General features: G+C 43.2%; 16 protein-coding genes and 1 tRNA gene. 4 read left to right on the top strand and 13 right to left on the bottom strand.

Features of this window, described 5'->3' with window-relative positions; translation table 11 throughout:
• Positions 1-4: 4 nt before the first annotated feature.
• From ACQ76V_RS03895 to ACQ76V_RS03880, 4 genes are all read right to left on the bottom strand, one after another.
• Complete coding sequence (locus tag ACQ76V_RS03895) at positions 5-1,150, bottom strand: hypothetical protein (protein ID WP_440999168.1); 1,146 nt, start codon at positions 1,148-1,150, stop codon at positions 5-7.
• A gap of 38 nt (positions 1,151-1,188) precedes the next feature.
• Entirely contained in the window at positions 1,189-2,976 is a 1,788-nt protein-coding gene (locus ACQ76V_RS03890) for a histidine kinase dimerization/phosphoacceptor domain -containing protein (RefSeq protein WP_440999167.1), read from the bottom strand.
• Between the two features lie 2 nt (positions 2,977-2,978).
• Positions 2,979-3,713, bottom strand: coding sequence for a cupredoxin domain-containing protein (locus tag ACQ76V_RS03885; RefSeq protein WP_440999166.1), 735 nt, complete (start codon positions 3,711-3,713; stop codon positions 2,979-2,981).
• Positions 3,714-4,014: 301 nt separating this feature from the next.
• Positions 4,015-4,087 (bottom strand) — tRNA-Met (locus ACQ76V_RS03880).
• 114 nt (positions 4,088-4,201) lie between these two features.
• Between ACQ76V_RS03880 and lat the strand changes: the two genes are divergently transcribed.
• Entirely contained in the window at positions 4,202-5,548 is a 1,347-nt protein-coding gene (gene lat / locus ACQ76V_RS03875) for an L-lysine 6-transaminase (protein ID WP_440999165.1), read from the top strand.
• A gap of 69 nt (positions 5,549-5,617) precedes the next feature.
• Here lat and ACQ76V_RS03870 read toward each other — a convergent pair whose 3' ends face one another.
• From ACQ76V_RS03870 to ACQ76V_RS03860, 3 genes are all read right to left on the bottom strand, one after another.
• A complete protein-coding gene (locus ACQ76V_RS03870; RefSeq protein ID WP_440999164.1) occupies positions 5,618-6,337 on the bottom strand; it encodes an SDR family oxidoreductase in 720 nt (239 codons plus the stop codon).
• A 167-nt stretch (positions 6,338-6,504) separates the two neighbouring features.
• Positions 6,505-8,766 (bottom strand): phosphoribosylformylglycinamidine synthase subunit PurL, encoded by a 2,262-nt coding sequence (gene purL / locus ACQ76V_RS03865; RefSeq protein WP_440999163.1) that lies wholly within the window; start codon positions 8,764-8,766, stop codon positions 6,505-6,507.
• 68 nt (positions 8,767-8,834) lie between these two features.
• Positions 8,835-9,563, bottom strand: a complete 729-nt coding sequence (locus ACQ76V_RS03860) for a YjjG family noncanonical pyrimidine nucleotidase (protein WP_440999162.1) — start codon at positions 9,561-9,563, stop codon at positions 8,835-8,837.
• A gap of 159 nt (positions 9,564-9,722) precedes the next feature.
• Here ACQ76V_RS03860 and ACQ76V_RS03855 point away from each other — a divergent pair, with 159 nt between their 5' ends.
• The 3 genes from ACQ76V_RS03855 to ACQ76V_RS03845 are packed head-to-tail and all read left to right on the top strand — an operon-like array spanning position 9,723 to position 11,592.
• Positions 9,723-10,307, top strand: a complete 585-nt coding sequence (locus tag ACQ76V_RS03855) for a LemA family protein (RefSeq protein ID WP_440999161.1) — start codon at positions 9,723-9,725, stop codon at positions 10,305-10,307.
• A 24-nt stretch (positions 10,308-10,331) separates the two neighbouring features.
• Positions 10,332-10,781, top strand: coding sequence for a TPM domain-containing protein (locus ACQ76V_RS03850; RefSeq protein ID WP_440999160.1), 450 nt, complete (start codon positions 10,332-10,334; stop codon positions 10,779-10,781).
• A gap of 25 nt (positions 10,782-10,806) precedes the next feature.
• The gene (locus tag ACQ76V_RS03845; RefSeq protein WP_440999159.1) at positions 10,807-11,592 is read left to right on the top strand and encodes a TPM domain-containing protein; all 786 of its coding nucleotides are present in this window, start codon (positions 10,807-10,809) and stop codon (positions 11,590-11,592) included.
• 58 nt (positions 11,593-11,650) lie between these two features.
• Here the strand turns inward: ACQ76V_RS03845 and ACQ76V_RS03840 are convergent, their stop codons facing one another.
• The 6 genes from ACQ76V_RS03840 to ACQ76V_RS03815 all read right to left on the bottom strand — a co-directional run bounded on the left by ACQ76V_RS03840 (position 11,651) and on the right by ACQ76V_RS03815 (position 22,334).
• Positions 11,651-12,961, bottom strand: coding sequence for an Nramp family divalent metal transporter (locus ACQ76V_RS03840; RefSeq protein ID WP_440999158.1), 1,311 nt, complete (start codon positions 12,959-12,961; stop codon positions 11,651-11,653).
• A 52-nt stretch (positions 12,962-13,013) separates the two neighbouring features.
• Entirely contained in the window at positions 13,014-16,799 is a 3,786-nt protein-coding gene (locus ACQ76V_RS03835) for a hydantoinase B/oxoprolinase family protein (protein ID WP_440999157.1), read from the bottom strand.
• Positions 16,800-17,303: 504 nt separating this feature from the next.
• Entirely contained in the window at positions 17,304-18,539 is a 1,236-nt protein-coding gene (locus ACQ76V_RS03830; RefSeq protein ID WP_440999156.1) for a trans-sulfuration enzyme family protein, read from the bottom strand.
• Complete coding sequence (locus ACQ76V_RS03825; protein WP_440999155.1) at positions 18,532-19,020, bottom strand: Lrp/AsnC family transcriptional regulator; 489 nt, start codon at positions 19,018-19,020, stop codon at positions 18,532-18,534. Before ACQ76V_RS03825 ends, ACQ76V_RS03830 begins: the two co-directional genes overlap by 8 nt.
• A 176-nt stretch (positions 19,021-19,196) precedes the next feature.
• Entirely contained in the window at positions 19,197-21,689 is a 2,493-nt protein-coding gene (locus tag ACQ76V_RS03820; protein ID WP_440999154.1) for an acyl-CoA dehydrogenase, read from the bottom strand.
• Between the two features lie 27 nt (positions 21,690-21,716).
• Entirely contained in the window at positions 21,717-22,334 is a 618-nt protein-coding gene (locus tag ACQ76V_RS03815; protein WP_440999153.1) for a TetR/AcrR family transcriptional regulator, read from the bottom strand.
• Positions 22,335-22,347 lie beyond the last annotated feature (13 nt).

Below are 22,347 nucleotides of genomic sequence, written 5' to 3'. Positions count from 1 at the left end.
CGTGCTAAAAGCTAGCGCTTAGCTGAATAGCGATGACATCATCTTTTAGCTCCGTGCCATTATTCTTGGAAAGCAGGTAGGAAACTTTTAAAAGTATATTCCGATTAAGTTTGTATCCAAAAACAAACTCAAAACGGTCTTTGTCTGGGGTTGGTTTACCTGTAATATTTAGGGGATCAAGTGTTAACTCTTTGGGAATATAACGCTCATAGCGAATGGCCCCATATCCTCCTACCAAAAAGGGGAAACGCATTTTAAACTTTGCAAGATAGTGAGCAACATCATTGTCAAGATGTTCTTGAATAAGTTGCCCATCCGGATCAATCCAGGGAGAATCCCAGCGATTGAATGTGTACTGAAACAACAGCTGATAATAACTGTAGGAAAACTCGGTGTGCGCTGAGACAACCGTTTGTTGATATCCGGCTCTCTCTTCATCAGATAAGACATCATTAATAGAATCTTCTATTAAATAAGATCCTCTGCCAAATGATACACCAATGGTATTCCAGATAACAGGTCGCACTTCCAGCCGTCCAATAAATGCGGGGAGGTTCTGTTCACCCACATCGGTGTAGCCAGAAACTCCAGTCAACGTGGCAGCAATTTCATATTGAAATCTTTCATCATCTGTTGTCCCAGTGATTTTTAATCCCTGCGAATACATCCGCCTGTAGACCAACGATTGCCCGGGTACCCCATCATACGAGCTTTCTCCAAAAAAATAACCACGTCGCTGATTCACCGGCATATTCCATACATGAGACAGCGGTAAATGCACAAAAGGATTATTGGAAGAAAGCAACAACTCATCAGTTCTTCCAAACGGCGTGGTAAAACGACCGGCCGTAATCTTAAAGTTCTCAGCGGCCAACCAATTTATATTAAAGGAAGAAAAAAAGATCTCGCTTCTGCTTCCAGTATAATAATCGGATTGCAGCGCACCCGAAACAAACCATTTTTCAGAAATCGGGGCATTTATAAAGATTCGGATCGAAGGAGCATACATCAAAAACTTATCATTGGGGGTCTGATTTACCGTGGGATCTGAGTCCGCGCCTCCTTTTCGCAGTTCAAAATCAGCCAACCCGCCAATATTAATCTGTCCAAGTGCACTACCTGTCAGCATCAGACAAATGAGAATACACAAACAGAACCTTTTTCGATTTATCCCCATACGACATTGTATTAATTCAAGTTTAATGAACTGCTTGATCCCTTTTTATCTTTCTTCTCAAAAACAACGGTAACCTTTGTACCATTTTTGGATTCTACTGTCACATCCGCATCAATCTGCTGGGATAGAATTTTGATAAGAGAAAATCCCAACGATTCACTTTCTTCCAAAGAAAAATCACTATCCAAGCCCATCCCCTCATCCTCTACCGTGAGAACGACATTGCCCTCTTCTTCAAAAAAGGAGATGGCCACCACTCCTGATCCTCCATCAGGATAAGCATGTTTAAAAGCATTAGTTACCAGCTCATTGACCATGAGTCCAAAAGGAACAGCTTGGTTTACATTCAGATCAATATCTTTCACATCAACCTCTACACTCAGTTCCGAATAAGCTGATTTATATATATCATGGATGGAGGCGACCATCTTTTTGATAAAATCATTAAAAGACAGGTTGTTAAAGTCATGTGCTTTATAGAGCATTTCGTGCACCGTAGCCATTGATTGGATACGCAATTGACTATTCTTGAGAATCTGCTCAGTATGTTCGTTCTCAACGTTACTACTTTCCAATTGCAACAATCCTGAAATAACAGCCAGATTATTTTTGACACGGTGATGGATTTCTGCCAACAACGTCTCTTTTTCCCGAAGGTTCTCTTTTATATTGGCAACCAACTTATTAAATGTACGGGTAAGCTGTCCAAACTCATCCCGGCTTTCAACAGAAACAGGATGATCATAATCATCATTTTCAATCCTTTTAATACCGTCGAGCAACCGGTTAATCGGACGTGTCAGATTTCGTGTTAAAGTGATACCCAGTATAATCGCTATTAATATTCCTCCAAGGCCAATCAAATAAATAACGCGCTGTAATTGATGAAGAGGTTCCAAAGCCTGTGTCAATGATTTTGCAACGGCATAGTAGCCTGAAATTTCCACAGACTGAGAAACCTGTTTTACCATTGGAACTAAATATACAAGCCATTTCTGATTCCTCATTTCCATTTCGATGGTTGTGCTGCCCGTCTGATTAATTTCGGTTGCAGAAGCCTGTTCAATCCCATCAGAAAGAACTTTTCGGTGTTGGGACAACAAGGAATCAATAGAAGTGGTAAGGAGTTTATCATCCACATAATACGACACCTCATATCCGATTACTTGCGCAAGCAACTCTGCTTCACGATTACGAATCGGATATCCAAGAGAAAGGGCTGCAATAACCTGTTCCTGTAAAAAAACAGGTATTGTTATAACATTAAAATAGTTTTCTCCTTGTTTCCAAATATATGATTGTTGAGGATGTTGTCCCTCCAAAGCTTTTTGGACCCCCAATTTATTACTCATAGATTTTTTTGCCGGATCGACATCGGATAATTGCCCAAGAGGGAGTCCGTTTTTGTCAAAAACCATTACTAATCCTACAGAATCCAAACTGGTCGTTAGCGATTCCGAAGACAACGTATCAGAAATAAGAGGATCAAAATGTAAGAGGTGCACCAACTCTTGGCGAATCTGCTGATTAATAGTATTCGGATCTCCTGTTGAAATCGCCGCCTTCATATAGGGCATATCAGCCACAAGCGTGGCAGTCTGCCGAAGCTGCCGAAACCGTACATCCTGTAATTGTTCAAATATCTTGCCTGCCTCATGGAAGCTCGAGTTAATATCTTCCCGAATTCGGTTATCCAAAATTTGGCTGACTGCAAAAAGTACTACCACCAATACCAATAGAGCTAGGCCAATGAATCCGGATAGCAACTTCCATCGAATAGGAAATTTGGGAGACTCCATATTTAAGATCCTATTCTTATTGGTTCCAGCATTATATTATTTTTATCAATAGTATTTACTTCTATACTTTCTTTCCGGTCTCCTAATGCATAAAAATGTAGAGTATACTCTCCTTCTGGAATTTCATCAAACCGGAATTTTCCACTGCCATCCAATTTTTGCATTGCAACAGTTTGTTTTGAGGCGACAACAATAACTGCATGCATATCAGAATGAATATCACAGAAAACATCTATAATACCGGGTTTATTAAATTGTACATCTTGAAATTCATCGGGCGAACGACGTCCTACATCGAAGCGTTTCGTTTTCGATAAACTAAATACATTATGATATACTGGATCTGAGTTCAGTATTCGAACCACATCTCCCTCCCGAATAATCATCAGCCGAGGTTCAAAACGTTTATCAAGCTGATTTAGAACACGTCGCTTTGTAGTTTCTCTTACTCCTGTCTGGTTTTCATTTTGAGATTCGATCCATACCAAAACGTCATCTAATGAATTATCTTTTTTGTCGGTATTACCCCCAAATTTGTTTTGGTATCCACCTCCTCCCACTTCAATAGTTGGCTTTTGGACTCTTTCCAATACTACACTTCCTTGAACAGTTGTTCCCTGTGCCATCGCATGTTGAGATGAAAGCAAACTGCTCATCAAAAACAATAAAAATACCAGTAGTGCAACTCTTGAAGAGTAATATTTTACTAAAGGAATTGAGGATATCTTGCCAATCATAACTTTTGATACCATCCCATTAATAAGATCTGACCCAATTATTGCCCCAACGCAGCCGATTACTATAAGCCATTTTATACAGAGATATTATATTAAAACACATTGGAGAAAGCACATTCTTTCTTACTAAAGCTATTAAGTTGACGAAACTTATTTTTATGAGCAAGAATTTTAAACTGTAACTTCAAATAAAAATAGGGAGTGAAATCTGCCAATTTTCAACCTATTGTATTCAAAAACAGTAAGAAATGACAAATAAAAAAAGCGACTTTCTGAATTCAGAAAGTCGCTTAATACTTTGTGGCGGGGGGAGGATTCGAACCTCCGACCTCCGGGTTATGAGCCCGACGAGCTACCAGCTGCTCTACCCCGCGATGTGAGTCGGTAATAATAAGGCTTGACATGGGTACTTGTCAATAGTAAATTCAAAATTCTTTCCCGGTTACATACCGACTCATAAATACCAATTAAATTGTTTTAGGAGGCTTATGTCCACATCTAACGCTGTAGCACCCGCACAAGTACACAAAATATTACAGAAACATATTTTAACCGACGGCTATGATATTGTGCTTGATCTTGAGAAAAGTGAAGGTACTTATTTATATGATGCCAAAAGCGGAGAGCGTTATCTGGATTTCTTTACGTTTTTTGCCTCCAACCCCTTGGGGATGAACCATCCTCAACTGGCCAACGAGGAATTTCAACAAAAGATAGGCAAGGTTGCTATAAACAAACCTTCCAACTCTGATGTATATACCGAAGAGATGGCCGAGTTTGTGGATAATTTTGATCGCGTGGGCATTCCGGATTACCTGCCCTACTCTTTCTTTATTTCTGGCGGCGCATTGGCTGTTGAAAATGCATTGAAGGTAGCCTTCGACTGGAAAGTGCAAAAGAATTTTGAAAAAGGATATCGAGAAGAAAAGGGACATAAAGTTCTCCACTTGGAACAGGCTTTTCATGGTCGAACGGGATATACCATGTCACTCACGAATACGGATCCTAACAAGGTAAAATACTTTCCAAAGTTCGACTGGCCGCGTATTACTTCCCCTGCCATGTCTTATCCGGCTACGGATGAGCATATCCAGCAAACCATTGAGCATGAAGAACGCGCCATTGCACAGGCCGAGCGATATTTTGAGATGCACAAAGATGAAATCGCCTGTATCGTCTTAGAACCAATTCAGGGCGAAGGCGGCGATCGTCATTTCCGCAAGGAATTCCACCAGGCACTTAGAGATTTGGCAGATAAACACGAAGCACTGCTCATCTATGACGAAGTCCAAACGGGAGTGGGACTTACAGGAAAATTCTGGGCTCACGAGCACTACGTAAAGCCGGATATTCTTGCCTTTGGTAAAAAAGCACAGGTATGCGGTATTCTTGCAAGCAAGCGCGTTGACGATATTGAAACGAACTGCTTTCATGTTTCCTCACGCATTAACTCAACCTGGGGCGGCAACTTGGTAGATATGGTTCGGTTCGGACGTATTCTACAGGTTATTGAAGATGATAATCTGGTTGATAATGCTGCTACGGTTGGCACCTTTTTACAGGATAAGATTAATGACCTAACGAAGAAGTTTGAACATGTCACGAATCCTCGCGGCAAGGGACTGTTTTGCGCTGTTGATTTCCCGAATACCCATGCACGGGATTCAGTTATCAAAGAATGCTTTAAAAACAATTTAATGATTCTCTCTTGCGGCAAACGTACTATGCGATTCCGTCCGCCGCTCACTGTCAACAAGGGACAAATTGAAGAAGGGCTCGATATTATTGAGAAGTCCATTAAATCTGCCATGGACCAATGTCCGGCACTCAAGTAGTTCATTAGCAAGCAATAACAGTTAGCAGAAATCAGCATTAGTGCTGGCCACTGCTAACTGCCAACGGCCTCACACCATCTGATGCGATTCCGGCTGAATCGTTATTTCGTTAAGCACGGATCCTTCGGGTTGATTTGCGGCATAATAAACAGATTTAGCTACTTCTTCGGCCGAAAGCATCTTGTCTTTTTGGACGCGCATGTCCACGGTATCGCTATCCCACATTGGAGTGTCAACTCCTCCCAAGTGCATCAGTGTAAAGTTTACACCACTACGCTTGTGCTCTTCAACCAGCGACTTTGTAAAACCTGTGATCGCAAATTTTGAAGCGGAGTAGACCGATGAATTTTTCATGGGATATTTACCTACGCTACCGGGAAACATGATCACGCGGCCCTTTTTTTCCGTGGCCATATAACGGACGACAGTTTGGGTCACCAAAAATGTTCCATACACATTTACGTCCAACATCTCTTTAGCTTCATCGGGATTGACATCGAGCAATGGCTGAATCACCGCTGTCCCAAAAGCATTGACCAACACATCAATCGCTCCCAGATCTTCGGTTACTTCCCGCACCATCTTTGATACTGATGCCAGATCCGTTACATCTACACCAATTACATATGCATCTCCACCGGACCCATTTATTTCTTTGGCAACCTCTTCTGCTTTCTTCTGATCACGGGCAGCAAGTACTACTTTGGCTCCCGCCTTTCCAAAAACGCGTCCACACTCACTTCCAATGCCTCCTGATCCACCTACAATAAGTACGATTTTATTTTTCATAATAAGCCAATTTTTTAACCGCAGATTTATGCTATTCTAAAAAGGATAGTAATTACTTTATCGTTAGATAAGTCAATCAAAATATGCTTTCCATCGTTCAAAAAAATAAGCTGCTGGTTGTTTGAACTACCAGCAGCCTATTATAAAACGTAATGAGGAAGAAAGAACTAAGCTACTACGTCGTCTTTTTGTTTCATCGCATTTTCGATGACGTGATCATAAATTTCAAACATCTCATTTACCGGCAGCTTAACAAGCTCACCAATTTTGAGATCATCACCTTCACTGCTAACATTCCCGAGTTCGGCAAATGAAATATCATTTTGGGATAAATGATTTTCCAAAGCTGATTTTTGGGTCGGATCACACGTCACTATAACCCCCGATTGTGCTTCGCTATAAAGCACCTCGTGCTTGTTGTCGCCCAGCTTATTCACCGAAACCCACGCTCCCTTGTTAGAAAGTATGGCCATTTCGGCCAAAGTGATTGCCAACCCGCCATCCGAAATATCATGCGCAGCGTTTACCAACTTTTGTTGAATTGATTCTAATAAAGCCGATTGCAAACGCCCCTCGAACTCCAGATCAATACCAGGAGTATCACCAGTTGTGAGATCATGAACCGTATGTAAATATTCACTGCCTCCGAGTCCTTTCCGTGGTGCTCCGATATAATAAATAACATCAGATTCATTCTTGAAATGCGGCGTCATTCGGTGATTTTCAACATCTTCAATCAATCCAAGCATCCCAATCACCGGCGTTGGGAAGATCGCCATCTCGGGATTTTCATTATAGAAACTTACATTTCCGCCGGTAACCGGGGTGTTAAACGTGCGACAAGCTTCGCCCATGCCGGCCAAAGCTTCTTTGAATGTCCAGTACACTTCCGGTTTATAAGGGTTGCCAAAATTAAGACAGTTTGTAATCGCCATCGGCTTAGCACCACTGCACACCACATTACGCGCCGCTTCGGCAACGGCAATCTGTCCACCTTTACGTGGATTCAAATAGACGTAGCGTCCGTTGCAGTCTGTCTTCACGGCCAATCCCTTTTTCGTGCCTTTAATGCGCACCACTCCAGAATCAGATGCTCCGGGTCCATTTACCGTATTCGTTCGAACCATCGTATCGTACTGTTCGTATGCCCACCGCTTGGAAGCAATATTGGGCGATCCCAACAACTGTTTTACGATCTGATTGTGATTGTCAGGATGATCGATTGAATTAGCATCAAATGACTGAACTTCATCCAGATACTCGGGCCGCTTGGTTTCACGCTTATATTGCGGAGCACCCCCACCCAGCACCAAGCTGTCAGCGGGAATATCGGCTTTCACCGACCCCTCTTTGTGATAAGTCACGTTTTCGCCTTCTACTACTTCGCCAATCACAACAGCATTAAGATCCCATTTCTCATAAATGTCAATAATTTCTTGTTCTCGGCCCTTTTCGGCCACAACCAGCATTCGCTCCTGGCTTTCGGAAAGCAAAATCTCATACGCCGACATCCCCTCTTCACGAGTCGGTACCTTGTCAAGATCAAGACGCATTCCCACGCCGCCCTTGGCCGTCATCTCCGATGATGAACAACTGATCCCAGCTGCTCCCATATCCTGTATCCCGACAATACCGCCATTCTTGATGACTTCGAGCGTAGCTTCAAGCAGAAGCTTTTCAGAAAAAGGATCACCTACCTGTACGCTGGGTCGCTTGTCTTCGCTTTCTTCGCTAATCTCTTCGGATGCAAAAGTAGCCCCATGAATACCATCGCGCCCGGTATCGGATCCTACAATAATCACTGGGTTGCCAATTCCCTCAGCAATGGCTGAAGCTGTTTGATCTTCTTTCACAATGCCCACACTCATCGCATTCACCAAGGGATTACCTTCGTACTTCTCATCAAAATAGATCTCTCCACCGACCATGGGCACCCCAAAAGAGTTACCGTAATCCGCAATACCCCGTACCACGCCATCCAACAGAAAACGAACACGGGGAGTATCCATATCACCAAACCGCAACGAGTTGAGACTTGCTACAGGACGTGCACCCATGGTAAAAATATCGCGATGGATTCCGCCCACACCGGTAGCCGCACCTTCGTATGGCTCAATAGCCGATGGATGATTATGGCTCTCCACCTTGAACACGCACCCAAGGCCATCGCCGATATCCACTAAGCCTGCATTTTCTTCACCCGCACCGACTAACATCTGGGGGCCTTCGTTGGGAAGCTTTTTAATTTCCAAGATGGAGTTTTTATACGAGCAATGCTCACTCCACATCACCGAATAAACACCAAGTTCGGTAAAATTGGGCATGCGTCCGAGGTAGTCCTTAATCATTTCAAATTCCTCTTCGGTAAGCCCGTGATCTTTTGCTAATTCAAGGGTTACTTCCGGCTCTTTTATCGTTTTCTTTGACATCAGATTTTTAATTGAGTGTTGGAAAGTTGAAGGTTCAAGGTTAGTAATCTAACCCTCAACCTTTAACCTCAAACATCTAATAACTTTTTGAGTTCACTAAAATTATCAAATACAAAATGCGCTTTCTCGTGCTGATCCTGCCTTCCGTTTTGTGTATACCAGGCCACTTTCCATCCGAACTTACTTCCACCTTCCACATCAGAACTTAATGAATCGCCCACATATAACACTTCATCCGCATTTACACCAGCACGTGCGGTAGCATATTCAAAAACCTCCGGATGGGGCTTTAAAACACCCACTTCCTCAGAAATAACGGTCGTTTGTGCCGAATCATACAGATCGAAAGCTTCAAATTTTTTACGCTGGGTTTCTGCAAAGCCATTTGTCAAAATTCCTACTGGATATTTTTCGGCAACATCATAATAGGCTTCTTTTGCTCCATCTATCCACTGCCAGTGATTCCGATAGCACTGCATATAATATCTGCCCACTTCATTGTATCGACTTGCATCGAGATTAAGCTGTTGCAACGTTTGCTCAAAACGATTACGCTGCAGTTGTTCCCGGCTGACTTTTGCCTGACTGTACAAGCTCCATTGCCTGCTATTTACCCGGTGATATACATCGATCAATTTCTCGGCACTGACATCCCCAAAAAAATCAAAATGCTGATAAACATCCTTCAATCCACCGGCCTCTGCCGATTGGTGATCGAGCAGGGTGTCATCCAGATCAAAATAGATAAATTTGTAGGACAAAAGTACAGGCTTCGAAATTGAAAATGATTCGTTCAAAGATAGGAATTTGATTGCTAAGATTTAAAAATGAAAACCTTCTTTCTTTTGCTCTTTTTCTATAAATATTAAATTATTTATTGATTAGAAATTGTACATCTATTTATCGTCGCTTTCGTATATTTAATCCTTGCAATTTTTAACTAAAAAAGATTACAAATGAATATTAAGACTCTCATCGGATTAGGCGTTATAGCATTGTTGGTATTTATGGGGATTGGAAAGTATAATACGTTGGTTGAACAAGAACAGACCGTAGAACAATCATGGGCACAGGTTGAAAATCAATATCAGCGTCGTGCAGATTTGATACCGAACTTGGTAAACACGGTAAAAGGGGCGGCAAACTTTGAGCAAGAGACGTTAACGCAAGTTATTGAAGCTCGAAGCAAGGCTTCGTCTATTCAGGTTTCTGCTGATGACCTCAATAACCCGCAAAAAGTACAGCAGTTCCAGCAAGCCCAACAACAACTTTCGGGGGCTTTGTCACGATTACTGGTAACGGTAGAAAAATATCCTGAGCTCAAAGCCAATCAAAATTTTCGGGATCTGCAAACACAGTTAGAGGGTACGGAAAATCGTATTACCACCGAACGCCAGCGTTTTAACGAATCCGTCCAAAATTATAACACTACTATAAAACGTTTTCCCAATAATATTTTTGCGGGTCTTTTCGGATTTGGTCAAAAGGCCTATTTCGAAGCCGATAAAGGTGCTGAAGAAGTTCCGGAAGTTAATTTTTAATTTATTTAAGTTGAGCAAAAAATTATGCCTGCCAGACAATTTCTTAGCGAAGATGAGGAACAACAGATTGTTAATGCCATCAATACAGCTGAGCAAAAAACATCCGGTGAAATTCGTATTCACATCGAGCACGATTGTGAAGGCGAGCCGTTAGAGCGGGCCGCCCGTATTTTTCATGATCTCGGGATGGATGAAACAAAACTGAAAAATGGAGTACTAATATATATTGCCACCGAGGTTCAAAAGGCCGCCGTTTATGCCGGTGAAGGCATTCACCGCGAGGTGGAGGATGGGTTTTGGGATGATGTACTCCAAATTCTGATTACTCATTTCAAAAACGAAGAATTTGAGCAGGGAATTGAAAACGCTGTTCACAAGGTAGGCGATAAACTTGAAGAGCTCTTTCCCTATGACCAGAAGGGAGATGTCGATGAACTTTCTAACGAGATCAGCTTTCACGATAACAAAAATTAAGTCTCTCACTTTTATCTACTTTACAATGTCTTCTATAAAGCAATTACGTGCAATATTTGTCGGACTGCTATTATCCTTCTGTTTGATGCCAACCCTTCTCTCGGCTCAAAACTTACCTTCCCAGCCGGTGGGACACGTGAACGATTTTGCCAATATGCTGACTTCCGGGGAACGACAGCAGCTGGAACAAAAACTGCGTAATTACCGCGATACGACAACTACCGTAATATCAGTTGCGACCCTTCAAAACCTGGGTGGTATTTCTATCGAAGAGGCCGCTACTACCCTTTTTAATGATTGGAAAATGTGGGAGGATAATAAAGATAATGGCGTGCTAATTTTGATTGCCCGGCAGGAACGAAAAATGCGTATTGAGGTGGGTTATGGATTAGAAGGGGCAATTCCTGATGTGATGGCCGGACGTATTATTCGGGAGATTTTAACCCCCAGTTTTAAAAACGGCGATTATTACGGGGGATTGGATCGTGCCACCTCGGCACTTATTCAGCTTGCAAGTGGAGAATTTGAAGGGGATTTAGCTCAGAACCAATCATCTGATGGTGGCAGCACCGCCGATTTTATCGTATTTATGCTCTTTCTCTTCTTTGTCTTTTATGCCTCTTCTCGCGGTGGCGGTAAAGGGCGTGGCAAAAAAGGCAAACGAAGAAGAACTCTTGGCCCCGCTGGATTTATTTTCTTAGGTGGTGGCGGCGGTTTTGGTAGTGGCTCCTCCGGCGGCGGGGGCTTTGGCGGATTTAGCGGTGGGGGCGGATTCGGCTCTGGTGGCGGAGGCGCCAGCGGAGGTTGGTAAACGCTTGTATTTAGAACACTAATTGAGGTTAATAGGGTTTATAACAACTATCCCTTCCTTATTTATCTCTCATTTTTGTGATCATATTATACACAGGCCAACTTATGAGTAATGAAATTACCAACGATGCCATCAAAATATACATCTCGTTAACAAGCTGAACCGGTAGCGTATTTGTCAATGCCCTCGCTATATTCCGTACTCCAATAATTATTGTTATAAAAACAACAATACTCATGATAACATTAACAAACATGGTATTAATAGAACGTCGTGACATTAGCTCGCTGGTATTAACGAGAATCAATAACCCCACAGCGATAAGTGGTAGAATAATACCATTTAAGGCTTGAGCCAAGATGATAGCAGGTACAGGCTGTACTCCTGATATCCCAAAACCCACCCCCACAAGTAATACACTTATCCAAATCATTCGAAAGTATCGTCCTTTTTCATCCCAAGACCGGCCGGCTGACTGTTGATTTTGACAAACACTTTTTGCCGTTACGGCTGCTGCCAGTGGTGCAGTAACAGAGGAACTCAATCCTGCCGCAAAGAGTCCTAATCCCAAGAGTAATGAAGCCCAACTTCCAAGCTGTTCCGACAAGGTTACTGCCAACTGCTCAAAAGTAAATCCGCCGGTAATAGCTGTTCCCACGATCAACACTGCCATTGAAATCAATCCCCCTAAACCAATAGCAATACTCAAACTAAATCGCATTTCTCTGATATTTTGTGCTTTGGCAATACCCGATCCCAAAAATAAATTATACGGCACAACGGTTGTACCGATAAGTGCCAAAATAAGGGTGTCTGATCCACTTGGGAAACTTGGCACTGCCATATTCTGAAGCACAGCCCCAATATCTGGTTTCATAATAAAGGCCGTCAAAAAAAAGCAGATGCCCATAAATGCAACAACTGCTCCCATTACTTTGGCAACTGACTCTACCGAACCATACCAGAAAAGAAAAAATGCAATAATTCCTATTGCCAGCGTCACCCCATATGATGGGATATCCGTTACCAATGCGGTGCCAGCCACAGCACCCAAAATATTACCGGCCTCATATGCAGCACATCCCAGGAGTATAGCTGCAAGTATAAGCCACAACATCATTTTCCCAATTTGACTGTCCGTCAAATATTTCTTGAAGGCCTGCCCCAAATTCATTCCCGATGCCAATGTCAGTCGAGCGCTTGCCTCCTGCAATACAATACATGCAATTGTAGAAAATGCCAGTGCCCAAATCAGCTGATATCCAAATTCGGCACCTGCTGCAGCTGCCGTCGTGATAGTTCCCGGGCCAATAAAAGCAGCGGATATCACAGCCCAAAAAAGAATGTGTGCTAAACGTTTTTTCACCATTTTGTTATCGGTTCACAAATATTAATTGGGCGTAATCTAATTGAAAGAGTGTTCAATCTCCAAATCCACCCCCACCCGGTGTTTTCAGAATAAATTGATCTCCTTTCTGAAGCGATCGTCCATCAACACTATTGAGGGTTTCGCGTCGTCCATCTTTGTGGACTACCCATTGCTGCCCCTCTTTACCGGGAGAACCACCCTGTAATCCGTAGGGTTTATTTTTTCGATGCTGCGTCAAGACGGTTAATTCAACATCTTCCAAGAAGGTCATTTTTCTAACAATACCATTTCCTCCTCTTTGAAGCCCCTTACCACCCGACCCTCTGCGGATACTATATTCCTCGAGGCGTACAGGGTATCGATATTCCAAAATTTCAGGATCCGTACCTTTAGTGTTTGTCATATGGTGATGTACTGCATCGGTGCCGTCAAAATCGGGTCCCGCGCCTGTTCCCCCGCCTACGGTCTCGTAATATCCAAAATTATCGTTGCCAAACAGTACATTATTCATCGTCCCCTGGCTGCAAGCCATCCTATCGAATGGTTTAAGCAGCGTATCCACCAAGCGTTGACTTACCTCAGTATTACCGCCCACCACGGCGGGACATTTTCCCGGGTCAGCATTAAAATTTGGATTGAGCAAACAGTTCGGCAACCTAATATCAACCGGATTTAATAATCCTTCGTTAAGCGGTATGGGTTCATCAATCAGTAATCGCAACATATACATCACAACACTATTAACAATTGCGGGCGTAGCGTTTAGATTATATTTATGAACTGATCCTGTTCCGTCAAAATTCATTGCTATACGATCTTCCAATACCTCCATGGTAACCTTCAGCGGGGTACCATCGTCCAACAGTTCCTTGCTTTCGTAATTCCCAGATGGAATATTAGTAATGGTATCACGCATTTTGGTTTCGGCATGTGCTTGTAATTTATTCATATAATATTCCACTTCCTCGATACCATACTTCTTGCACAGCTTTTGTAAACCGGTAACCCCACGCTGGTTGGCTGCCACAGCAGCCTGCAAATCAGCAATATTTTCTTCCACATTACGAGTGGGATATTTCCCTGAAAGCAGATGTTTCCTGATTTTTTTCCATTCCTCACTGCCGCCTCTAATAGCATACATGGGCGGAATAACAACCCCTTCTTCCTGCAAGTTAGTTGCGGTAGGCGGCATTGATCCGGGAGTGATGCCACCAATTTCGGCATGGTGAGCCCGACTTGCAGCATAACCAACAAGGTGCTCATTGCCAATATAAATAGGAGTTACTACGGTGACATCAGGCAAATGTGACCCTCCGTAAGCAGGATGATTAGCTACTACAACATCTCCCGGTTCCATCACCAGTTCTTCTTTTAATTTGCGAACACACAATCCCAACGCCCCAAGATGAACCGGAATATGCGGGGCATTAACCACCAACTCTCCCTTTGCATTCAACAAAGCACAGGAAAAGTCCAAACGGTCTTTAACATTTACCGATAAAGCCGTTCGCTGTAACATTTCACCCATCTCACTTGCTATAGAACTAAATCGATTGGTAAACAGCTCCAGGTTCACCACTTCTGATTCTTCATTCTTTGAAACTGATTGATTACGTTTCTTTTTCTCAAGTTGCAGCGCCTCTTGTTTATTAACAATAAGTCTCCAATCGGGTTCTACTACAATAGTACTATGAGGATCCAGAATTAAAGCCGGTCCATCAATCTGTGATCCGTACTTCAAATCTCCACGATCAAAAACCGGCGTTGATTGTTTAACACCATCAAACCAGATAGCATGCTCAAAAGCTGGCTCAGACGATGCATGTGTTTCTAAAATTGGATTATTAGAGTTTTTGTTATTCTGCATTGCAACAACCACACGAAGGCTTTCCACTTCAATAATTCGATCTGAAATCCAATGACCATATCGTTCCTTATATGCCTTCTTAAAAGCTTTTTTGGGATTAATATCTTCAGCAAATTCAATTTCCAGCGAAGTTTCTTGTCCCTGCAAACGCATTGACAATATCTTTCGCCTGACAGTTATTTTATCCTTCAGGATTCCGATATCCTGAAGCTTCCGTTTGGCTTGCCAAGTCATTTTTGAACAGATATCATCAAGCTTAGCAGCAATTTCATTGAACCGCTTCAGGATTTGAGTTTCAGCAAACTCTTCCACTTCGGCATGCCCAATTCCAAAAGCACTGAGCAATCCAGCTTCTTTGGGAATAATAATAGTATCAATATCAAGGCGATGTGCAATGGCACAGGCATGCTGTCCCCCCGCACCACCAAAAGCAACCATTGCATAGTCTTGAGTATCATATCCCTTGCGAACGGATACTTTGCAAATTGCATCGGCCATACGCTCGTTAGCTATTTTCAAAAAACCGGTAAGAATGTCACTTTTTGCAACATCTTTGGATCCTCTTGAATGAATATCTTCAACTACTTTCTCCAATTCTCGCTCGGCTGCACTAATATCCACAGGAATATGAAAATTCTGAGCGTGCAACCGACCCAAGAGTAAATTCACGTCGGTCATAGTAAGCGGCCCGCCGGCGCCGTAACAAGCTGGACCGGGAAATGCACCTGCACTCTGGGGACCCACGCAAAGCTTATGACCATCGAAGTAACATACCGAACCGCCCCCGGCAGCTACTGTTTCAATATTAAGTGCGGGCGCAACCAAGTGAGCATCACCAACAGAATGCTCAAAAATATAATCAAAGCCGGAATCATAACGAGCCACATCGGTACTCGTGCCCCCCATATCAAATGATATGACTTGGTTAAATCCCGCTTCTTCACCAGCCGTTGCTGCTCCTACCACGCCACCGGCCGGACCGCTCAACAGACTATCTTTGGGAGTAAATTGATCTTTAACCGTGAGTCCACCGGCACTGGTCATCACATAGAGCTGGTGTTCAGATAGTGCATTTTCTACGTCATCAAGATAGTCTTGGATAATCGGGGAAAGATAGGCATTCACCAGGGTCGTTTCTGCCCTTGGAATAATCCCAATAAACGGACTTAGTTCAGATGATGTCGAAACATGATCGAATCCTTTATTTAGAAGCCACTTCTTCAATTTTTGTTCATGCTTCCCATTTTTAAAGCTATTCATCAACGCAATCCCAGCAGTGCTTATTCCCTCTTCTATCAATTGTTCAACCCGAGCATCGATATCAGAACAATTAAGTTCTTTTAAGATATTTCCATCGTGTCCCAATCGCCCGGGTACTTCAACAACATGGTCATAAATAGGCTTACGTTTCTGAACCTCCATTGCAAAAAGATCAGGACGCTGTTGATTGCCTATCTCCAGCAAATCTTGATAACCTTCAGTAACAAAGAGCGCTGTAGGAGCACCCTCTTTCTCAAGCAATGCATTTGTGGCTTTGGTCGTTGCCAGTCGAAAGTTAAGGGGAGGCAATGACTGATTTGAAGATGTCATTGTAGCAAGACGAGCCGCTAAAATGGGTGCTTCCTCATTAGATTGTACCTCAAAAGAAGCAGGAAAGTTTTGGATATCCAACACCTTATCAAGTGTAATTGTTGAGCTTTTCGGATCGAATGCCGTCACCGTCGCATTAACTTCTGGTTCATCAAGCAAAGAGAAGGTGAACCCTGATATGAAATTTCTGGGGGCTTCCCACTCCTCTTCAAGCTGATAGGAAAAATCAGATATTGAAGCAGTTATTTGTCCCCTAAGCGAACTACTGCTAAGTACTTTTACTGTTGTCTGGTATCCGTCCGGATCTATGGCAATGCAATCCGTAAATGTACCTCCTGTATCAACCCAAATTTGCCAGGTTGAGTTACTTAGATGTGACATAAATAATGTCGCTCCATTTATTTTAATAATTTAAACGACATCAATATTTAATATAACTCAGGTCTATGCTACTTTTTTATCGATTTATTTCAATTTTTTTTAGGATTTTACCTTCACTTTAGATTAAAGCATTATGGGGGGGGGGCGTAATCTTAAAGGCAAAACTAATCAACTTGGAGAATATCTACACGATATTCTTCAGGTCTCCCGGTAGGCTCAGATGCTTGTTCTGAAAGTCGGAATTTATGATCATATTGTTAAAGCCTCCGTCCTCATCTTCCGGAATAAAGATTCTCCTGCCATGCGAGTTCGATATTCACAACGTTATCACCATTAAATCCCAACTGATCAGATGGATGCAGCTATTGCGATTCATCTGTTAGCAGCGTCCCATAGGGCCAAGAAAGAACCGGCAAGGATTGGCAAATTTTAAAGGCCATCATGATAAAATAAATGCCCGATACATTGGTGGGTTCGGGCATTTATTTCAAAATCCAATTTTTCTTACGCAGTCACCGATTCAATTTCAGGTAATGCCTGTTTTAAATCAGCAATGATATCATCCACCCTCTCTATTCCAACAGCCAACCGAACCAGTCCATCAGTAATGCCCGCTTGTAAACGCAACTCTTCATCCATCACTGAATGCGTCATTGATGCGGGATGCTGAATTAAGGTATCCGCCGTTCCCAAACTCACTGCCAGTGTACAGAACTCTACATTTTCCATGACATGGACACCGGCATCAAAACCGCCTTTAAGTTCAAAACTCAGCACTCCTCCATATCCACCTTCGAAAATACTTTTAGCCAAATTATAATTGGGCTGTGATTTGAGTCCCGGATAAAAAACCTTACTTACTGCTTCGTGCTGCTCCAAATATTCGGCTACTTCCATCGTATTTTCAGCGTGACGCTCCATCCTCAGGTTAAATGTTTTCAATCCATTGAGCAATAACCACGCTTCAAAAGGACTCATAACACCCCCCAGATTCTTGCGATACGTTGCCAGGCTGTATTCCTCCAACAACGAATCTCGTCCTACAAGAGCTCCTCCAATAAGGGTTCCATGTCCATTTAAATACTTCGTTGCGGAATGCAAGACAATATCCGCACCATACTCCAACGGACGTACGTGATAGGGGGTCGCAAAGGTATTATCTACCATCAAAATCACATCATAAGCCTTCGCCAAATCGGCGATAGCAGATATATCTGCCACCTCCATTGTAGGATTGGCAATCGTTTCAGCATATATCACATTTACATCGGAATGCTCCATCAACATTTCATCCAAAGCTTCCAGATCATTCAAATCCAAAAAATGGGTCTTCATCCCCAACTTGGGGGCTTCCTCTTTTAGAAACTGACCCGTACATCCGTATAGTGCCGGTTGAGCAATTATTGATCCACCTTGCCCCATTGCAATTAAGGCTGTGCTGATTGCTGCCATCCCGCTACTAAAAGCCAAGGCAGAAATATCTTCCTGATCCTGAAGACCATTTCCCTCCAATCGCGCAAATATGGTTTCCAGCTTATCTACGGTTGGATTTCCCAAGCGTGAATATGAATGCGTAGCACCACCCTCTTCGTGGGCAAAAAACTTGCGCCCATCTTCTACCGTATCAAACCGGAAAGTAGACGTCTGGTAAATTGGCATCACATGCGAACCAAACGGATCGTTCGTTGGATGATCAGCATGAACCGTTTCACTTTCGATATGCATTTTTGATTTATCCATGGTCTTGGTCCTCGTCTATTGGTATGTGATAATTTTCCTTTTTAGTGGACAGAACGATATTGCTATAAATACGTTCAATACCGGGTAATCGAGTTAATTTATCGTGCATAAACTTTTCGTAGGCTGGCATATCCTTAACTACAATTTTCAGCAGAAAATCCGAATCACCCGTGATGTGATAACAGGACTGAATTTCGGTCATTTCGTTAATCTGATCACAAACTTCATCCAGTGTATGCATCTGGTGGACTGCCAATCGCAGTGAACAAAATACGACCAACCCTTTTCCTATCGCTTCTTCATCAACGCGAGCACTATATCCTTTTATGATGCCTTCGCGCTCTAATCGTTTAACACGCTCTAAAGTTGGCGTAGTAGTAAGGCCCACTTTTTCAGCGAGTTTGTTATTCGCGATACGACCGTCTTGCTGAAGAATGGTCAATATCTTACGGTCAATATGATCTAACTGAGCATCGGACATCTATTTAATACTATGCTTATCACCTTGAGCAGTATTTTATACTGCTCAATTATTTATTTATAGTTTAATTAACTAAATATGTCCGATTAAATCAATATAAACTATTGCAATAAAAAAGCCCTGCCAGCCATAAAGGTTGACAGGGCTCCCTACGCTCAAGGTAAATGTTTAGACCGTTATCCTGCTATATTTTCTGCCTCGGCACTGTCTTTAAGTTTTGGTGTCGATGGCGTCAGGTTTTCGTACTCTTCAAGCGTAAACTCATCCACCTGAACCATATCGATTCGGGCATCTTCGGCTTTACGCAATAAATCCGCCTCCTCATCTGTAATGATACCTTTCTCCAATGCCTGATCGATAACAAAACGGGCCTGTGTTTTAGGCAGTTCTTTTTTCTTTGTCGCTTTATAAATCTTCTTATAAACCGGAGCTGCTTCTTCTGAAAGTCGGAATGCATGCTCATATCGTCCAAGTGCTTCCTCCTTATCTTCCGGAATATAGATTCCGTCTGTAATGCGATCGCGCAGTTCACTACGCTGTTGCATCGCTTGGGCTACTTTATGTCCCAGCTTATCAGACGGCATACTGCTAATACGATTCATGCGCGACCAGAGGGCAATAGGTCCACGGAAAAGCCAGCTAAGACCGGGCACTTTGATTTCACGATAAATTGCATCGAAGGCTTCCTGAATCTGAGCAAAGGCATAATCCATCGACCACTCAAAGAAAACGCGATCTTCTTCGCGCTGTCCTTCGGCATCGTATCGACGCAGTGTTGCCGTAGCCAAATACATCCAGCTTAGGATATCGGCAAAACGACCGCTTATTTTCTCTTTAACTTTAAGTCCACCGCCATACGAGCCCAGCGCAATATCGGCCAAAAATGCAAACGAAGCCGAAGTCCAAGACAGCTTTTTGTAGTACTTCGCGGCCGGACCGCCCACCGGTGATGATGCAATTTTACCACGTGTCAGGCTCATCAGCATTGATCGCGACATATTTCGAATAACATGACCAATATGCTTCCAGAAAGCATTATCAAAAGCTTTTGCATCTCCTTTGGTTAGAGCATCAATTTCATCATAGGCATAGGGATGGCAGCGAATAGCACCCTGACCAAAGACCATCAGGCTTCGGGTTAAAATATTTGCTCCTTCAACCGTAATGGCAATAGGAAGTGAGGTATATCCGTGAGCAAAAATATTACGAGGCCCCCGCGATATTCCGGCACCGCCCTGAATATCCATGGCATCATTGATAATCTGGCGCCCTAATTCCGTAAAGTTGTACTTGGCAATAGCAGTTACCACCGAAGGCTTTTCCCCAATATCCAGCCCCGCACAAGTATAACGTCGGGCGGCATCCATGAGGTAAGTAAATCCGCCAACGCGTGCCATCGGCTCTTCAATACCCTCAAATTTACCGATGTTAATGCCAAATTGTTTTCGGACGGCCGTATAAGCCCCAAGTGCACGTGTCGCCACCTTCGCTCCTCCCATACTTTGGGCGGGAAGCGAGATACCACGTCCCACACCGAGTGATTCCATCAGCATGCGCCAGCCGTTACCTGCTTGCTCTCGTCCACCGATAATCTGATCGACCGAAACTACCGCGTCTTCACCATCAATAGGGCAGTTGTAAAATGGTACGCCCAGCGGATCGTGACGACGTCCCAAAATAATCCCTTCGGTATCACTTGGGATAAGGGCACACGTAATACCGGGGTACTCTCCTTTTCCAAGATGATTCTCCGGATCACGCAATTTAAAAGCAAGCCCTATGAGCGTTGAAATTGCTGCAAGTGTGATATAGCGCTTGGTAAAGTTCAGACGAATATAAAGCTTACCGTCGTCTCCTTTAAACACTTCTCCCTCGGCTGTCATTGATCCTGCATCAGAACCGGCTGTAGGTTCTGTCAAAGCAAAACAGGGCATCTCTTCACCTGTTGCCAGCTTGGGCAGATACTGATCCTTTTGCTCATTCGTTCCATAATGCATCAGTAATTCAGCCGGACCCAAAGAGTTGGGAACCATCACGGTTGTTGCCAAGGGACCGCACCGTGAGGCCAGTTTGGTAACAATAGCACTATGGGCAGAGGCCGAAAATTCGAGCCCACCATATTTTTCAGGGATAATTAATCCAAAAAACTTATGCTCCCGCATGTAATCCCACACTTCATCCGTAAACCCTTTGCGTACAAACACATCCCAATCGTTAACCATGGAGCATAATTCTTCAACGGGTCCATTTAAAAAGGCCTGCTCTTCATCACTCAATTCCGGATATGATTCGTTCGCCAGTCTTTTCAGGTTTGGTTTCCCCGAAAAAAGCTCGGCATCCACCCAAACATTGCCGGCCTCAATAGCCGTACGTTCGGTTTCTGAAATTTGGGGTAAAAAGTTCATCGCATCCAACAGCTTCATCAGCGGACTGGTAAGAAGCGTGCGACGAATGGGTTTTATATTGAATACAACCACCAGCACCGCAAACACAGCAAAAAGCCAGGTGGGAGCCGAAAATCCCCAAAGCGCTACAAATCCGGCTACTCCCCAAATCCAGAGCGGGCTTCCCCAGAAGGCCAGCAAACCGGCCACCAATACCATGCTCACAATTACAGCCCAGAGCGGATACTGGAATAAAAATCCTAAACTTTCATTGAAAAATTCCATAACAGTCACCTATAAATTAAATCACACTTACTTATTATTAGTTTGTAAAGCCGTTCGAACTTTATATCCATCAATAATATGTTCAATAGCTTCGTCGATAAACTCTTGCTGATCGATGCGTGTATCCAATCTTTTTGATAAGACCACTGACATAACTCCATGCAATTGCGCCCAAAACGTATAGGCTGCTATGCGAGGTTGGTCTTCAGCAATAAGTTCAGCATTTACGCCTTCCTGTAATACACTGCTTACAATTTCGTAGCCTTTCCGAGCCTTGCGAAACTTCTCTTTGGGATACCTTGTCATCTCATCCGAGCTTGTCAGATGAATGACCTGATACTCCCGCTGATTCTCTAACGCAAATTGCACGTATTGATAAGCCAGCGCCTCAAGTTTCGCTATGGGGCCATCAGCCTCAGCAGCTACGTGCTGCAGCTTATTATTCAGACGTTCTATGGCCTGTTCCATCAGCGTATGCACCAGATCATCTTTATTCTCAAAATGCAGATAGATGCTGGTAGCACTCACATCAATTTCACGGGCAATCTTGCGCAGCGAAAAATTTCGATACCCCTCTGACAGGAGAACTTGCCGTGCGGCCTCAACAATTTGCTCTTTAAGACTCAATTCTTTGGTTTTACTCATATACGTACGGGTT

Source organism: Fodinibius sp. SL11 (assembly GCF_052060035.1).
GTDB lineage: Bacteria > Bacteroidota > Rhodothermia > Balneolales > Balneolaceae > Fodinibius.
This window is presented reverse-complemented; position numbering and strand designations above follow the sequence as displayed.

Coding starts and splice junctions, on each gene's coding strand:
- ACQ76V_RS03890 (WP_440999167.1), bottom strand. CDS start 2,976: ATGGAGTCTCCCAAATTTCCTATTCGATGGAAGTTGCTATCCGGATTC.
- ACQ76V_RS03885 (WP_440999166.1), bottom strand. CDS start 3,713: ATGATTGGCAAGATATCCTCAATTCCTTTAGTAAAATATTACTCTTCA.
- lat (WP_440999165.1), top strand. CDS start 4,202: ATGTCCACATCTAACGCTGTAGCACCCGCACAAGTACACAAAATATTA.
- ACQ76V_RS03870 (WP_440999164.1), bottom strand. CDS start 6,337: ATGAAAAATAAAATCGTACTTATTGTAGGTGGATCAGGAGGCATTGGA.
- purL (WP_440999163.1), bottom strand. CDS start 8,766: ATGTCAAAGAAAACGATAAAAGAGCCGGAAGTAACCCTTGAATTAGCA.
- ACQ76V_RS03855 (WP_440999161.1), top strand. CDS start 9,723: ATGAATATTAAGACTCTCATCGGATTAGGCGTTATAGCATTGTTGGTA.
- ACQ76V_RS03850 (WP_440999160.1), top strand. CDS start 10,332: ATGCCTGCCAGACAATTTCTTAGCGAAGATGAGGAACAACAGATTGTT.
- ACQ76V_RS03845 (WP_440999159.1), top strand. CDS start 10,807: ATGTCTTCTATAAAGCAATTACGTGCAATATTTGTCGGACTGCTATTA.
- ACQ76V_RS03840 (WP_440999158.1), bottom strand. CDS start 12,961: ATGGTGAAAAAACGTTTAGCACACATTCTTTTTTGGGCTGTGATATCC.
- ACQ76V_RS03835 (WP_440999157.1), bottom strand. CDS start 16,799: ATGTCACATCTAAGTAACTCAACCTGGCAAATTTGGGTTGATACAGGA.
- ACQ76V_RS03830 (WP_440999156.1), bottom strand. CDS start 18,539: ATGGATAAATCAAAAATGCATATCGAAAGTGAAACGGTTCATGCTGAT.
- ACQ76V_RS03825 (WP_440999155.1), bottom strand. CDS start 19,020: ATGTCCGATGCTCAGTTAGATCATATTGACCGTAAGATATTGACCATT.
- ACQ76V_RS03820 (WP_440999154.1), bottom strand. CDS start 21,689: ATGGAATTTTTCAATGAAAGTTTAGGATTTTTATTCCAGTATCCGCTC.
- ACQ76V_RS03815 (WP_440999153.1), bottom strand. CDS start 22,334: ATGAGTAAAACCAAAGAATTGAGTCTTAAAGAGCAAATTGTTGAGGCC.